The organism is Synechococcus sp. MIT S9220 (assembly GCF_014304815.1).
In the GTDB taxonomy this organism is placed as follows: domain Bacteria; phylum Cyanobacteriota; class Cyanobacteriia; order PCC-6307; family Cyanobiaceae; genus Synechococcus_C.
The window spans coordinates 1,693,198-1,707,908 of record NZ_CP047958.1 but is presented as its reverse complement, the minus strand read 5'-3'; the positions used below and the strand labels follow the sequence as shown (position 1 = coordinate 1,707,908).

The 14,711-nt window shown below is 58.7% G+C and carries 15 protein-coding genes; 9 read left to right on the top strand and 6 right to left on the bottom strand.

Features of this window, described 5'->3' with window-relative positions; genetic code table 11:
* Positions 1–23: 23 nt before the first annotated feature.
* The 3 genes from SynMITS9220_RS09450 to SynMITS9220_RS09440 form a co-directional block, all read right to left on the bottom strand.
* Positions 24–1,343 carry an adenylosuccinate synthase gene (locus SynMITS9220_RS09450; protein WP_186988870.1) on the bottom strand — a complete coding sequence of 440 codons (1,320 nt, stop codon included), beginning with the start codon at positions 1,341–1,343 and terminating at the stop codon, positions 24–26.
* A gap of 117 nt (positions 1,344–1,460) precedes the next feature.
* Positions 1,461–1,883, bottom strand: coding sequence for a photosystem II protein Psb27 (gene psb27 / locus SynMITS9220_RS09445; RefSeq protein ID WP_186988867.1), 423 nt, complete (start codon positions 1,881–1,883; stop codon positions 1,461–1,463).
* Positions 1,884–1,925: 42 nt separating this feature from the next.
* Positions 1,926–3,716 (bottom strand): proline--tRNA ligase, encoded by a 1,791-nt coding sequence (locus tag SynMITS9220_RS09440; protein ID WP_186988865.1) that lies wholly within the window; start codon positions 3,714–3,716, stop codon positions 1,926–1,928.
* Between the two features lie 147 nt (positions 3,717–3,863).
* On the opposite strand from SynMITS9220_RS09440, the gene SynMITS9220_RS09435 reads away from it, so the two are divergent.
* The 5 genes from SynMITS9220_RS09435 (at position 3,864) to SynMITS9220_RS09415 (ending at position 5,980) form a co-directional block, all read left to right on the top strand.
* Positions 3,864–4,328 carry a resolvase gene (locus SynMITS9220_RS09435; RefSeq protein ID WP_186988863.1) on the top strand — a complete coding sequence of 155 codons (465 nt, stop codon included), beginning with the start codon at positions 3,864–3,866 and terminating at the stop codon, positions 4,326–4,328.
* Between the two features lie 140 nt (positions 4,329–4,468).
* The gene (locus SynMITS9220_RS09430) at positions 4,469–4,696 is read left to right on the top strand and encodes a hypothetical protein (protein ID WP_186988861.1); all 228 of its coding nucleotides are present in this window, start codon (positions 4,469–4,471) and stop codon (positions 4,694–4,696) included.
* Positions 4,638–5,150, top strand: a complete 513-nt coding sequence (locus SynMITS9220_RS09425) for an inorganic diphosphatase (RefSeq protein WP_067092887.1) — start codon at positions 4,638–4,640, stop codon at positions 5,148–5,150. Before SynMITS9220_RS09430 ends, SynMITS9220_RS09425 begins: the two co-directional genes overlap by 59 nt.
* 108 nt (positions 5,151–5,258) lie before the next feature.
* Positions 5,259–5,618 carry a 2Fe-2S iron-sulfur cluster-binding protein gene (locus tag SynMITS9220_RS09420; protein WP_067092888.1) on the top strand — a complete coding sequence of 120 codons (360 nt, stop codon included), beginning with the start codon at positions 5,259–5,261 and terminating at the stop codon, positions 5,616–5,618.
* Between the two features lie 2 nt (positions 5,619–5,620).
* Positions 5,621–5,980, top strand: a complete 360-nt coding sequence (locus SynMITS9220_RS09415; RefSeq protein WP_186988859.1) for a Spx/MgsR family RNA polymerase-binding regulatory protein — start codon at positions 5,621–5,623, stop codon at positions 5,978–5,980.
* On the opposite strand, the gene SynMITS9220_RS09410 is transcribed toward SynMITS9220_RS09415, so the two are convergent.
* The gene (locus tag SynMITS9220_RS09410; RefSeq protein WP_186988857.1) at positions 5,943–7,448 is read right to left on the bottom strand and encodes a hypothetical protein; all 1,506 of its coding nucleotides are present in this window, start codon (positions 7,446–7,448) and stop codon (positions 5,943–5,945) included. The two genes, SynMITS9220_RS09415 and SynMITS9220_RS09410, sit on opposite strands and share 38 nt — an antisense overlap.
* 82 nt (positions 7,449–7,530) lie before the next feature.
* Here SynMITS9220_RS09410 and lepB point away from each other — a divergent pair, with 82 nt between their 5' ends.
* Positions 7,531–8,262, top strand: coding sequence for a signal peptidase I (gene lepB, locus SynMITS9220_RS09405; RefSeq protein ID WP_186988855.1), 732 nt, complete (start codon positions 7,531–7,533; stop codon positions 8,260–8,262).
* On the opposite strand, the gene SynMITS9220_RS09400 is transcribed toward lepB, so the two are convergent.
* On the bottom strand, positions 8,234–9,514 hold the full coding sequence (locus tag SynMITS9220_RS09400; protein ID WP_186988853.1) for a dihydroorotase: 1,281 nt from the start codon (positions 9,512–9,514) through the stop codon (positions 8,234–8,236). The genes lepB and SynMITS9220_RS09400 overlap by 29 nt on opposite strands.
* A 10-nt stretch (positions 9,515–9,524) precedes the next feature.
* Positions 9,525–10,853: a histidine phosphatase family protein gene (locus SynMITS9220_RS09395; protein WP_186988851.1), complete on the bottom strand. Its 1,329-nt coding sequence runs from the start codon at positions 10,851–10,853 to the stop codon at positions 9,525–9,527.
* Between SynMITS9220_RS09395 and SynMITS9220_RS09390 the strand changes: the two genes are divergently transcribed.
* The 3 genes from SynMITS9220_RS09390 to SynMITS9220_RS09380 all read left to right on the top strand — a co-directional run bounded on the left by SynMITS9220_RS09390 (position 10,824) and on the right by SynMITS9220_RS09380 (position 14,701).
* The gene (locus tag SynMITS9220_RS09390; protein WP_255483019.1) at positions 10,824–12,338 is read left to right on the top strand and encodes a CPBP family intramembrane glutamic endopeptidase; all 1,515 of its coding nucleotides are present in this window, start codon (positions 10,824–10,826) and stop codon (positions 12,336–12,338) included. The two genes, SynMITS9220_RS09395 and SynMITS9220_RS09390, sit on opposite strands and share 30 nt — an antisense overlap.
* 83 nt (positions 12,339–12,421) lie before the next feature.
* Positions 12,422–12,892, top strand: a complete 471-nt coding sequence (locus SynMITS9220_RS09385; protein WP_186988849.1) for a hypothetical protein — start codon at positions 12,422–12,424, stop codon at positions 12,890–12,892.
* Positions 12,893–12,895: 3 nt separating this feature from the next.
* The gene (locus tag SynMITS9220_RS09380; RefSeq protein ID WP_115125048.1) at positions 12,896–14,701 is read left to right on the top strand and encodes a penicillin-binding protein 2; all 1,806 of its coding nucleotides are present in this window, start codon (positions 12,896–12,898) and stop codon (positions 14,699–14,701) included.
* Positions 14,702–14,711 lie beyond the last annotated feature (10 nt).

Below are 14,711 nucleotides of genomic sequence, written 5' to 3'. Positions count from 1 at the left end.
ACGCCTGATGGGCTCTGCCGGAATCAGGCACTGAGCAGTGCCCGTTTTGGACCGTGGATTGGATCCTCAACAACGATGGTCTGATCGCGACCGGCACCCAGTGACACGATGGCGATCGGAACCTCCATCAGATCGGCCAGGAAGCGCAGGTACGCCATGGCTTTCTCGGGGAGATCCTCAAGCGTGCGGCATTCAGCGGTTGAACACTGCCAGCCCGGGAGCGTTTCGAAAATCGGTTGACAGCGTGCGAACGCCTCTGCGCAGGAGGGGAAGTATTCGATCCTTTCCCCATCCAGTTCATAGGCCACACAAACCTGAAGTTCGTCGAGTTCGTCCAGCACATCGAGCTTGGTGACGGCCAGGCAATCCAGGCCGTTCACGCCAACGGCGTACCGTCCGATCACACCGTCAAACCAACCGCAGCGGCGGCGGCGGCCGGTGGTGGTGCCGAACTCACCACCTCGGTCGCAGAGATGATCATTGAGGCTGCCATCGAGTTCGGTGGGGAATGGCCCTTCCCCAACTCTGGTTGTGTAGGCCTTGGCCACACCGATCACTCGGTCGATCAGGGTCGGACCCACGCCAGCCCCAATGCAGGCGCCGCCTGACACAGGGTTGGAAGACGTCACATAGGGATAAGTGCCGTGGTCAAGGTCGAGCAGGGTTCCCTGTGCGCCCTCGAAGAGAATGTTTTTGCGACCGCGTGCTGCCTTGTGAATCTCGCGGGTGCAGTCCACCACATGGGGAGCCAGCCGTTTGCCGTAGGCCAGATATTCACTGATCACCGCTTCCGCATCGAGCGGTTCCATGTCATAGATGGTCTGCAGAAGCTGGTTCTTCTCCTTCAGTGGGCCTTCAAGGCGGTCACGCAGACGTGCTTCGTCGAGAAGATCGATGACCCGAATGCCGCTTCTCTGAGATTTATCCGCGTAGGTGGGACCGATGCCCCGTCCCGTGGTGCCGATGCGTCGATCGCCGCGCTGCTTCTCCATCGCCTGGTCGAGCAGGCGGTGGTAGGGCATGGTCACATGCGCCGTGGAGGACAGCTTCAGCCCAGCGATGTCGATCCCGTTCTCGATCAACATGTCGAGTTCGCCAAGCATCACTTTGGGATCGACGACGGTTCCTGAACCGATCAGACAAACGGTGTCGGGATAAAGAATTCCAGAGGGAATCAGGTGAAGCTTCAGAACCTGATCGTCCACAACGATGGTGTGGCCAGCGTTGACTCCGCCCTGATAGCGAACAACGACATCAGCGGAACGGCTGAGGAGATCTGTGATCTTTCCCTTCCCTTCGTCACCCCACTGCGCACCGATGACGACAACATTGGCCAAAGACACCGCGGCCCGAAGCCGCCATTCTGCACAATCCGGAACTCTCTCAGATTCACCTGCCTGAGGTCAAAGAGAGTTGCGAAATTGTGATTGGATTCTGAAACGCCTCCCGGATTGAGCTGGTCAGGTGCCTCGGAGAGCGGATTTCTCGGCTTTGCTCAACTCCTTTTCAACACGAGTCCGCAGTGCTTCCGGTACCGGACGGTTGGTGTAGGTGTTGTAGTGACCTTGCAGAGAATTCAGGGCTGTCTGCATGGTGGTAAAGGAGCTGAGGCCATTGATCCGGGGCCTTGGTCGATACCTCGACATGTAGTCATTAATGAGGTCATGGGCTGCCTGCTCCGACTCCTGTAATCCTTCAGCATCAGAGGGGAGTGCAAGCGTGGTCTGCAGCGACTGAACAACGGCCACTGTGTCTTCGACGTAATCGCCAGTCATCGTTGAAATGCTGTCGCCACAGGCGGAGAGCATCAGGGTCAGGCCAAGGCATAGGGCCAAGGTGAACCCCCTGAGTTGGCGGCTGAGGCGTTGCAGCTCTATTCGCATAACAGGAAAATTTTGATGAACTTTAAGGCGAAGCATCGCTCGCTAGACCATGGGGCGAGCTTGGACGGCCTTGAGCACTTGGGTCAATGCGTCCTGATGCGACATGGTGCTGTTTGAGCGGGTGGAGCGCTCCACCACTTCGACCCGTCCGGCTTCGGCTTCGCGACCGACAACGACCCGCCAGGGGATTCCAATCAGATCGGCGTCTTTGAATTTGACTCCGGCACGTTCGCTGCGGTCATCCAGGAGGACATCAACTCCTGCGGATTGCAGCGATCCGTAGAGAGACTCTCCAAGGGCCAGCTGTGTCGCGTCCTGCACGTTCGCGACAACAACGATGACCTGGAAGGGCGCAATGCTCACTGGCCAGCAGATCCCCGCGTCATCGTGATGCTGTTCCACTGCCGCTTGGGCGAGGCGGGAGATGCCGATGCCGTAGCAGCCCATCAGCAGCGACGCTTGTTTGCCTTCCTTGTCGGTGAAGCGAGCCTCGAGTGCGTCGGAGTATTTGCTGCCGAGCTGGAAGATGTGGCCCACCTCAATGCCCCTCCGCTCCTCAAGGATCTGCTCCTGGTTGTGGAGAGACCGATCTCCGGCTCTGGCATTGCGCAGATCAGCTTGGATCTGAGCGGGCATGGAGCTCCACGTCGCTCCCCAGCGATGCTGATCGGCGTTGTTGGCACCACAGACGAAGCGCTCAAGATCCAGGGCGGTTGGGTCCGCCAGGCGTTCAAATCGGGTTTCCCAGCTTCGCGACTCCTTCAGTGTGCTGTCGGAAAGATCGGGCCCGATCGAGCCGAAGGGCAGGGATGCAAGACCCTGCTTCCGGAGTTGCTCTGAGTTGATCGGTGCAATCTCCAGTGCGGAGGACCCCATCCGCTGGGTCACGGCATTCGTCAACTTGACGTCATTCAGCTCCTGGTCTCCTCGCAGGCTGACCAGCAACGGTTGCTCTCGACCATCGTCGAGGCGGGCCAGCAGCACCAGCACCTTGACGGTCTGAGATGGGGAGAGGTCGTTGGCAGAGCAGAGGTCCTCAATCGTTGCCTGTCCAGGCGTGTCAAGGCTTCGTTCCTCGCCAGGAGGCAGTGCTTCTGCTGGGCACGGATGTGACACCGCTTTCTCTTGATTGGCGGCATAGCTCCCATCTGGCGTGGAGAGAATCAGGTCCTCGCCTGCATTCGCCATCACCATGAATTCCTGGGACGCAGCTCCTCCAATAGCGCCGCTGTCGGCATCCACTCCCACGGCGTTGAGGCCGCACCGCTTGAAGATGCGGGCATAGGCCCCGGCCATCAGTGCATAGGTCTGCTCCAGATCCGCTTCGTCGGCATGGAAGGAGTAGGCGTCCTTCATGATGAATTCCCGACTGCGCATCAGCCCGAAACGAGGCCTGATCTCGTCGCGGAATTTGGTCTGAATCTGATAAAGCGTGACGGGCAGTTGTTTGTAGGAGCGCAGCAGCTCCCCAGCGAGCTCCGTGACGACCTCCTCATGGGTGGGGCCAAGGCCCACGCGTCGGCCCTGGCGATCCTCCAGGTGGAACATGATGCCCTCGCCAGCGGTGTAGCCCTGCCATCGACCGCTGCGTTCCCATGGTTCGGCGGGTTGGAGCTGGGGAAGCAGCGTTTCAAGTGCACCGAGGCTGTCAAGCTCGTCACGAACAATCGTGCTGATTTTGCGCAGCACCCGCCACATCAAGGGGAGGTAGGCATAGATGCCTGGTCCAACGCGTCTGATGTAACCACCTCGAACAAGCAGTTGATGAGACGGGATTTCAGCGTCAGCGGGTACGTTCCTTAACGTCACCAGCGACAGGCGGGAGACGCGCATGACAGGAATTTATAGAGGGGGTCAGGAAGCTATCACCGCCAAGAAAACGGTCGATCGGGGAACTGTCACTTTTGCTGTGATCGATGCTGGCGTCCTGAGTCTCAGCTGCTATGGTCTGCCAAATCCAAGCTGTCCCAGCGCTGTCTCATGTTTCCTCGGTCGTTAGACGTTTCAGTACCGGCCGTGAGTGAATCTTCGGATTTTCGGAGTGATGCTGCCGCTGTTCTTTCTCAGTCGGATGCGTTGGTTGGAATCGACGATGTTCAGAAGTCGTTGAATCGATCGCGTGCATCTGTGTATCGCTACACCAACACCGATCCGCGCAACCTCAACCCTGTTTTTAATCCCCGCAAGCTCAATCCTGAATACAGAAGCGATCAGAAAGATCCGCTTCTGTTCCATCCCAACGAGGTTGCTCGATTTGCCAAGGATGTCTTGCGGATCAAGGAGGTCACCGTTGAGGTTCTCAACTCACCCTCCACGGCTACGCAGCAAGTGCTTGGAGCAATTCTCGATGAGTTGCGACTGATCAGGGCCCGCCTTGATGGCCTCCCTGAAGCTCCATCTGATCTTGCCTCCCGTCGTGATCGGCAGGAACGTCCTGCTGCATAAGACTTGCAGTGGTGTCAGAATGCAGATGAGTTTTGATTCTTCGGATTCACAGCTCAATCTCCCTTAAGGCCGTCTTCGGACGTCCTGAACGACTTCTGAGCACTTCGCATGAAGTCTGGGATGTCCCCGACCACCACTGAATGGACCCTGAGCCTGCCCCCAGACACCCTGCGCATGCAGCGCAGTTCGTGGCCATCCCTGCTCTTGCTGTTCTCGGGTTCACTCTCGCCGTTACAGGGCTAGGCATTCCATTGGCCGCTGTGCTGACCGATCGCCCCACCCACTCCTCCGTCACTGTTCAGGAGAGTTATGGATCTCAGGGCTCTTACCCCATCTCCGTCTCCAGGACTGGTGAATCTGATCGTTGAGATCCCAGCGGGAAGCAGCAACAAGTACGAATACTTCGAAGAAGCTGGGGTCATGGCCCTCGACCGAGTTCTGCATTCATCGGTCAGATATCCATTTGATTACGGCTTCATTCCCAACACCCTGGCTGAGGATGGATCGCCTCTTGATGCCATGGTGATCATGGCGGAACCCACCTTCGCTGGATGTCTGATTCAGGCAAGACCGATTGGGGTGCTTGATATGACCGATATGGGCCATTACGACGGCAAAATTCTTTGTGTGCCTGTGGCTGACCCACGTCAGCAGGCCATTCAGAGCATTGTTCAGATCGCGCCGAGTCAGCTTGAGGACGTCGCTGAATTTTTTCGCACTTACAAAAACATGGAAGGTCGTGTGACCGAGATCGGCGGTTGGCGCGACGTGGATGCGGTTCAGCCCCTTCTGGAGACCTGCGTTCAGGCGGCTTCCGCCTGATCAGTCATCGCTTCAGAATGAACACCTCGCTCTGCAGGAGTTGGCGGCAGATCCTCGGTTGCAACCATGAGGCTTGTAAATTAAGCAACACTTTGATGTAAAAGATCCGTGCCCACCATCCGTTTTGAGCAGGAAGGCCAGCAAATTGGCTGTATTGAGGGTGCCAACCTGCGCAAAGCGGCTCTCTCGGCTGGTGTCAACCCTTACAAAGGTCTGAACAACCTCAACAATTGCGGTGGTGTCGGTCAATGCGGAACTTGCGTCGTCGAAGTTCTTGAGGGAGCTCAGAACCTTTCTCCTCTCAGTGATGTTGAAGAGGTTTATCTGGCGGATCGACCAGCCAATTACCGACTCAGCTGCCGCACGACGGTGAACGGCGATGTGACCATCCGTTCACGTCCCGGAGATGGAGTTGGTCAAGGCTCCAACAGCCTTATTGGTGCTGTGAAAAGCCTGCTGAACCAATAATTGTGGCCGGTTTCACAGTCTTCAGTTATTCCCGTTGCAGCACTTGCCGCAAAGCGCTTTTGTGGCTTGAAAATGAAGGGCTCAATTACGAGGTGATCGACATCACGCTCGTTCCTCCTTCATCTGATCTTCTGCATCAGGCTTATCGGCAGTTTGGCCAGGTCAAGCCCTTGTTCAACACCAGTGGACAGAGCTACAGGGCCCTTGGTGCTGATGCGGTCAAAGCCATGACCGATGATCAGGCCCTTCAAGCATTGGCTGCCGATGGAAAGCTGATCAAGCGTCCTTTTGTGCAATGCCCGGACGGTCGATTTCTGGTTGGCTTCAAGCCCGAGGCTTGGTCTGAGCTGCTTCTGAACTGAAGTTCAATCCATCGAGCTCCGTGATCAGTTCATCGACATCCTTCTGGAATCGCAGTTGATTCATGCTGCTTCTCTTGAAATCTTCGAGAAAAGCCGCCACGAGTTCCTGGCTGCGTTCAAGAACTGGACCTTGCTCAAGAGTTTTCGCTAGTTCCTCCCAGAATCGGTCGATGGTCTGAATTCCCAGTTCCTGAAGCACCGGATCCTTCTGTGCAAAACGATCGCCTGCGTTGCGGGAGAGATTCAACAGAGAGTCAACGAGGCCTGTCGAGAGCTGAAGGCTGAGCTGATGTTCGGCTTTGTCAATCCCAGGCAGTGCTCGCAGCGGCGTTGGGATTGCTTTGTCTTCAAGGTTGCGTCGCAGAGCATGACTCACCAAGGCAACCAGCTGGGGTCGCATGCCTGGCCCGACCTGGGTCAACACCAATGGAAGCCAGAGGCGCAGCAGTTCAGCGAGCTCCCTCTCTCCCTCCGATTCGATGCTCTGATGGCTGCAGAGACGACGGATCTTGTCGGGCCAATGGGGTGAGCGCACCGCATCCTGCGCAGCATCAAGGATGCGCAGTGTGATCACTTCGAACAACTCGAGAGCGAGTACTGCGACCACGCCGCGGCTCACAGCGGCTCTCAGGGGTTCCAGTTGGATCATGCGTGTGCTGGACAGGCGCTCTGCAACGGGGACGACGCGCAGCAGCCTCCAGAACGGAATCAGCAGTGGCAAATCAATCCATCGACGCAGCAGTGCATCTCTCCAGGCGATGGCGGGATAGCGCTGCTTCAGCCGAATGGCGCGCAGCATGATGTCCAGCATGAAGAGAATCTGGAAAGGAAGATCGATCCTCCATGACAGATCGATCGGCTGCCCGTTTTCATCCGTGCCGCGCCAGTAATTCGTGGAAGCAAGGGGAAGAATGCTGTTGCGCCAGAACCTTCGTTCCGCTGCCCATCGTTCATCCGTGAGGTAGCGGTCTCCCAGCAGATGGGCGGCAGATTGTTTGGCTGAATCCATGCCTGCCCTGGCCCTCAGGCGACTTTTGAGTTTCTCCAGCGTTCCCGTTTTGTTGGAGCTGACAAAAGGGTTTTCATCGATCAGCTGACTGTTGCGCACCACCATTTCCAAACGCAGCTGCTTGGCTGCAGGGCTGTTGATACCACTGGCCGCGGCAGTGCGTTCCAAGCGCTGAAAATGTTGGATGTAGGCCTCAGTGTCCTGATGAGGCTCAATTCCCTTCACCGGGTCATACAAGGGTGTGATGTCAGGCAGCCAGGGCAGGGGAACTGCAAGGCTGATCGAAGGCAGGGGAAACAGAGTGCGCTGCAGCCAGAAGTTGCGCAGCGGCACATAGGTCACGTCGAAGACGACCCAGGCGAGGTTCAGAGCTGCAATCCCCGCGACCAATCGGTCCCAGCCAAGCCAGAAGCGACGGCTTGCGGAGGGTTTCACACCTTGCCACCGAGGTCTGACCATGGGTGTGAGCGTTCTCAGCTGAGGCTAGGAGGCCATCGCCATCAGGCCTATCTTGGATGATCCAAGGTCAGCAAGGTTTCCGTTGCCAGACGCCCAGCACGACGCTTCGCCTTCACAAGCTGATTCTCCATCGGATTCGTCTGCGGCTCCCTCCCAGTCACAGGGCCAAAAAGGACATCCGTTCTGGGATTTCTGGGGGCCTGTGATCTTCACTCTGGCCCTGTATCTCGGGATCCGTCATTACGTGGCTGAAGCACGCTTCATCCCTTCCGGTTCGATGCTGCCTGGTCTGCAGATCCAGGACAGGCTGCTCGTGGAAAAACTCTCCTATGCCAGACGAGGGCCCAAGCGCGGCGAAATTGTGGTGTTCAACTCACCGCATGCTTTTGATCCAGCATTGAAAACCGCTGGATCTCCCCCCACGTTCCGGTGTGCCCTGGCCAACTTTCCTCTTCTGGGACTGATCCCCGGCCTGAGCCATCCTGCATGCGATGCCTACATCAAGCGGGTTGTCGCTGTGGGTGGAGACCAGGTCTCCGTGAACCCGCGAGGTGAAGTCCGCGTGAATGGAGATCCCGTGGATGAGCCCTATGTGACCAAGTATTGCCCTGTTGATGAACAAGGGATGAGCCTCTGCCGCACGCTGAATGTGACGGTGCCTGAAGGGCACGTGCTCGCGCTTGGTGACAACCGCAGCAACAGCTGGGATGGCCGCTATTGGCCAGGAGGTCCTTTCTTGCCTGAAGACCAAATCATTGGCCGAGCGCTCTGGCGGTTCTGGCCTCTCAATCGGTTGGGAACGCTGGGGTCCTGAGCCCGCATTGCACAACGCGTCCACTTAACGGCTGGTCGAGGCAGGGCTGATTGGCGGCCTTCGAAGCCCATGGATCTGATCGCGTGGGTCTCCAGGTCAAATCGGGGTCAAACAGAAGCCAGCGATTGCTTCCCTGTGTCAGACACTCCTCTTCAACCCCCAGGAGTCGGGAGGGCCCGAAGCTGAGCACGTCCCAGAGCCGTTCAGGTGTCCAGCCGCTCGACACCACAAGCGTTTGCCAGAGGGAGGGAAGCACGTGTTGATGACCGGCGATCCCACGTTGGCGCTGATCAGGAGGCAGCAGGCACTCTTCATCATCAAGCGGTGATGCATGGACAGCGATCGCCTGGATCAGGCCCTCGCTGAGGCCTTCGACCAATGCCTCACGATCTGTTCTGTTGCCCAGGGACGGTGACACAAACCATGAGGCTGCCGTGGCTGCACTGGAACTGTTACTCGTCAGCACGTGCCACCAGCTCACGGTCGCGGCAGGACGCAAGCTCATTTGCTTCAGCAGACCAACTCCTGCGGCGGTGGACAAACCCATCAGCGTCAGCTTGCGCTCTGGGTGCTCCTGTTGAAGCTGAGCGAGCTGGCTGAGGGGCAGCGTTTCGCTGCTGAGAGGATCGGTGGGCCAGCCAGCCCGTAGTGCTTCGGGGCCTTCCCGCAACAGGCCCTCCCCGCGCAGAACGGCATCAAGGGGTGGGATCAGAACAGGTGATAACCCTGATTCTCCGAGGGTAAAGGCGCGGTCGAGCAAGGGAACCGGCGGCATGTTGTTGCCATCCGAGAGGCCAACGGCACCTGCCTCGATCAGATCGGCATGGGGAGTCAGTTGTTCGCCCTGCCCGCCCTGGCTGAAGCCTCCCCAGAGATGGACAGTCACGTCACAGTCGGATCGCTGAAATCCGCGAAGTCGATCTGGCAGTTCCCGTCGGTTCCCTGATGCCTCAGGTAGCAAAGCAAGCTGTCCATAACCGCCTGCAGCGGCCGATCGCACCAGGCTTTCCAGAGTTTCGCCTTGGCCCTGGAACGGCTCCGGCAGCAGGGAATGAACATCGACCAGGCATGGAGCAAGCAGCTGATGTCCTGCAGCAGTCGAGCCGATTCCCGCTGTTCGAGCCGCTTCGCGGGCCTGGTCGCCGAATGCCTCGAGACGTCCCTCGCGCAGCAGGGCTGCACCCTGTTCCTGCAGCGGCTGGTCGGGCCCGACCAGCACCCTCACGGGGTCAAGCAGGATCATCTCGGTCATCGATTCAGTGTTAGAGCGCTCCGGCCGCCGTGCGATCGAGCACACCGCCGAGGTGGGAGGTGAGGTTCAGGCAGGCAACCACTGCAGGCTGGCCTGGTTCGGATGGCATGTCGACCACCGTGACGCCTCCGTTGCCCTGTTTGACGGCCCAGATGTCAGCAGGACTGAGCCCCAGCAGGTGGCAGAGGATTGTTTTATTCACAGCGTCATGGGCCACCACCAGGGCGGTTTCCGTGGCTTCGAGACTGGATGCAATGGCGTTCCAGCTGTCAACGGAGCGATTCCAGACGTCTTGGATTGTTTCCCCTTCAGGCATCTGCACTGTGTCGGGTGAGCGTTTCCACTCCTCCAGCAGATCTCCCCAATCGGCGCTGATTTCCGATTCAAGCTTGCCCTCCCAGAGGCCATGACCGATTTCCATGAGTCCGTCCGTGAGCGTGATGGAGATACCTGGGTGAGATTTCAGGATGCCTTCAGCTGTCTCGCGTGGGCGTGACATTGAACTGCTGTAGGCCTTTTGCAAGGACACGTCTTGCAGAAAGCTCCTCGCAGCCTCCGCCTGAGCATGACCATTGCTGTTCAGAGGGATGTCGATCTGTCCTTGGAAGCGACCTTCTCGATTCCAGTTCGTTTCGCCATGTCGCACAAGGATGAGTCGTGATCCTGCGCCTTTGGCAGGAAGTGGAGGGTCGAGGTGCGCGGTGCTGTTCAGGCACTCGATCTGCACCTGATAGCCGTTTTCGCATGGGCTGAGATTGAAAATCGAGAGTGAAGCATTGTCGAGGCGGAGTCGACGGAAGCCCCGTTCCGGATCTTCCAGCAGGCTCACGATCAGGCAGCGCAGGATGGCGTTGTGCCCCACCAGCAGCACGGTGTCATCACTGTTCACGGGATGCCGCCTGACCAATTCCTCCAGGAATCGTCGGGCCTGCTTCATCAACTCCTCGTAAGGGCGATAACGGCTCCCGTCCTTTCTGATTAACTCCAGAGCTTCCGGTTTCTGTTTCCAGGTGGCGAAGTCCTCTGGGAAGCGTTCCGATCGTTCGGCCGCAGTCAGCCCACTCCACGGCTCGAGATCAATCTCCAGCAGGCCGTCATCGAAGCTTGGTTCCAGTTTGTCGTCCCGGCTCTCGAGGATTCCCGCTGCTGTGGATGCAGCCCGTTTCAGCGGAGAGCTGTAAACCGCCTGAATGGGGACATCGACAAGCGCCTGCCCGAGCCGGCGAGCCTGCTCCTGTCCTGAAGCAGTGAGTGTGGAGAGATCGTCTCGCCCCTGGATCCTCCGCTCCACATTGAAGCTGCTGAGACCGTGGCGAACGAGGAGAAGACGCAGGGGCACCGCTACATGCTGAAAGAGCGCCGCCATCGTATGAGCGTGCCCAGGGTGAACTCTTCATCGGCTGTGGCAGCCCTACCGACGAGAATTCAAGGCAATTGCCCGCTCTGTGTGACCAGCCCACCTTCCGGACGATCAACGGCGGCCTCGTCTTGGAAGGTGCTGCTTGCCATTTTGTCGCTGGTCCTGGCTACCACGATCTGGGCCCTAGGGCTGGTGGACAGTTTCGCTAAACCCTCTGTTGCGCCTGCATTGTCGCTGGAGCAACAGGAACTGACGTTGCTGGCAGAACCGCAGATTCCCCCGCCTCTGCGATCCCTTCTGCTTGGAACAGATGCCTCCGATTCCCTGCTCAACAGCCTGCGGCAAATTCCGCTGGAGCGGTTGGATGACCGCCAGAAAATTTTGTTCACTGCCCTGGAGACGGATCCCGAGCATCGGCGCAGTCTCCAGCAATTGGATCTCGAATCCAGTGATCTGCGGCAGCTTCAGAGAGCGCTCGCGGAAGGCGATAAGCGCAATGTCTCAGCGGATGAGCGTTCCAGGCTGCTGCTCCTGACTGCCGACCCGCTAACCCGTCGACTCGCCTGTGAAGCACTGGGTGGTGACGAGGAGAGCTGTCTCGATCAGGCCTTGGCGACAAGGGCTGCCCGCCGGTTGGTGATCAGTGGGCTGCTTCCCCTGCTGGCCCTGCTGCTCGGTGGACTTTTGCTGTTGCGCCATCTATGGCAATTGCTGCGACGCCGACTGCCCTCCTGGCCAGCTCTGCTTGCCCCTCCTCTCGGTGTTCTGGACATGGTTCTGCTGGTGGCGGGCGGTTTCGTGGTGCTCGGTGAGGTGTTGATGCCTCTGTTGGTCATTCCGATCTCCTCGGCATTAACGCGCGGTCTTTCTGCACCTCTGACGCAGGGCATCAATGTTTTTCTGGGTTATGTCGCCCTGGCGGCACCTCCCCTGCTGATCTTGCGTCAGCAGCTGGGGCAGCTGGACCGTGCACAGAGGCCTCCGCAAGGATGGCTGCAGTGGCGGATTCAGCCTGTTGCTAGGGCCCTGCTTCAGGGGGGCCGAGGCTGGCTGATGGTTTTGCCTCCCGTTGTTCTGACCGGTTGGTTGATCACTCGTGTGATCGGGGATCAGGGAGGCAGCAACCCATTGCTTGAGATCGTCCTCAATAGTCAGGACCCCCTCGCCTTGTTGCTGCTGTCTCTCACGGCTGTGGTTCTGGCGCCGCTGTTTGAAGAAACCATCTTCCGCGGTGTGCTGTTGCCTGTGCTTGGCCAGTCTCTCGGTCGATTAGGAGGCGTGCTGGTGAGTGCTCTGGTCTTTGCAGTCGCTCATCTCAGCATCGGTGAACTGGCTCCGCTTTTGGTGCTCGGACTCGGCCTTGGCCTGCTCCGTCTCAGCACCGGCCGGCTGCTTCCTTGCGTGGTGATGCACGCACTCTGGAACGGCGTGACCTTCCTGAATCTTGTGTTGTTGGGGAGCTGAGCCAATCTTCAGTCCTGGTCAAGGTTTCAGGCTTGCGGTGTCCTCTCTCAGATGGTTCACTGGCGCATTGATCATCCTTGTCCGTGGTCGCGGTTCCGCAGTCACAACCGTCTTCCGCGCAACGTCCTGCCTCAAGACGTCCGGCCTCAAGACGTCCGTTCGAGGTCATTCAGGGATCGCTCTCCGCACGTCGTGTTGCACGCAAGTCCCCTCTACTGGCCGGTTTACACCGCACGGCAGACGGCAGCCTGATTGGAGTCTTCGCGGCAGTCCTTGTCCTCAGTGGGCTCACGCTGCATTGGCAGCATCGGTGGACCCTCGCCTTCCGTCAGCTTGAGATGACCAGGGAGCAGGCCCATCGGCTGACCGAATCCACGGCCATGCTCGAACGTCATTTGTTGGAGCGCTCTCAGACCCCCAAGCAGATGGTGCCCACCACGGTGGCCAATCTGGTGTATCTCGACCGTCCCTCATCGGCTTCCACCAAGCCAGGGATCGACCACCTGGCCATGCTCGGTTCGCTCCTGGAGCGCACCATTCATCACGGCTACTGATTCATGGGCCGTTCCGCCAAGTCTTCACGGCCAGGAGCCGGCCGTCAGCGCAGGAGAGTTGTGCCTTTGGAGCCAGTCCCGGCCGGACGCATGCGATCTGTCTTCGCGCTGCTGTGTCTAGGCCTTGTCGGCTTGATGGGACGAATGGCCTGGCTGCAGGTGTTTCAGGCCAGCGAGCTCGAGGCTCGTGCGCGTTCAGTGCAGACCCAGCGCACGCAGCCGCTGGGGACCCGTCGCCCCATTGTTGATCGCACCGGGCGTCTTGTTGCTCTTGACGAAGAGCGCTACCGACTCTGGCTGCATCCGCGTTACTTCAATCTTCCCGGCGATGCCCCGACTCTGATTCGCCCCCCTGCCGATGTTGCGGCACGTTTAGCTCCGTTACTGACCCTCACCGAGGCGGAGATCCTTCAGCGAATCGGAGACCGTCCTTCCGGGATCAAGTTGATCGAGGGGCTTGATCCAGAAACTGCATCAACAATCCGCTCCGCTGGCATCTCCGGCGTTGACCTTGAGTCCTATCCCTACCGCGTGTATCCCCAGGGTGATTTGTTCGCCAATGTGGTCGGCTTTCTCAATCAGGATCGTGAGCCTCAGGCAGGGCTTGAACAAAGCCGACATGACGAACTTCAGCGCCATGAACAGGCCCGAAGTCTTCGTCGAGGAGCCGATGGCACTCCGTTGCCCGACAATCTGGACGCCGGAGTGTTCTTTGGGGATGATCTGCGACTGCAGCTCACGCTCGATGCGCGTCTTCAGGCCGTTGCTGCAAAGGCCCTGGCTGCTCAGATCAAAACCTGGAAAGCCCAGAAAGGAGTAGCCATTGTCATGGACGTCACCAACGGTGAGTTGCTGGCATTGGCATCGGTGCCCACTTACGACCCGAACAGCTACTGGAGTTTTCCGGCAGGTCGTTTCCGGGAATGGTCCGTACAGGATCTCTATGAACCCGGATCCACCTTCAAGCCCATCAACCTGGCGCTGGCTCTTCAGGAAAATGCGATTCAGACCACAGGACGTGTTCAGGACAGCGGTTCTGTCACGATCGGCGGGTGGCCGATTAACAATCACGACCGTCGAGCCAACGGTTTGATCGACTTTGCCACGGTGCTGCAAGTGTCCAGCAACGTCGGCATGGTCCAGGCCATGCGCAAGCTGCCCTCCTCGACGTACTGGGACTGGTTGAGTCGACTTGGCCTGGATGCACGGCCCGACACCGACCTCCCCGGTGCCGTTGCCGGTCAGCTCAAGACCAAGGAGCAGTTCACCACCCAGCCGATCGAGCCGGCAACGGCGTCGTTTGGGCAGGGATTCTCACTGACACCGTTGAAGTTGGTGCAGCTGCATGCCTTGCTCGCCAACGGCGGCCGTCTGGTGAGCCCCCATATCACCCGAGGGCTGAGAGCCGGCGATGCGTTGGCTCCACCTGGATCACGACAAGGCAAGCCACTGCTGAAACCTGAGGTCACGCGAACTGTGATGGCTTGGATGGAATCAGTGGTGGAGAAAGGAAGCGGCAAGGGCGTCAGAACACCGGGATACCGCATCGGTGGCAAGACGGGCACCGCTCAGAAGGCTTTGAACGGCGTTTATGTTCCCGGCGCTCTGATCTGCAGTTTTGTGGCGACTCTCCCCGTTGATGATCCGCGCTACGTCGTGTTGGTGGTCGTGGATGAGCCCCAGGGAGACAACGCCTATGGATCCACGGTGGCTCTTCCGGTTGCGAAATCAATCATTGATGGTCTGTTGGTGATTGAAAAGATTCCGCCCAGCACGGCGCGTACTCCAGCTTCGGCGCAACCAGGTTGAAGTGGTGGAA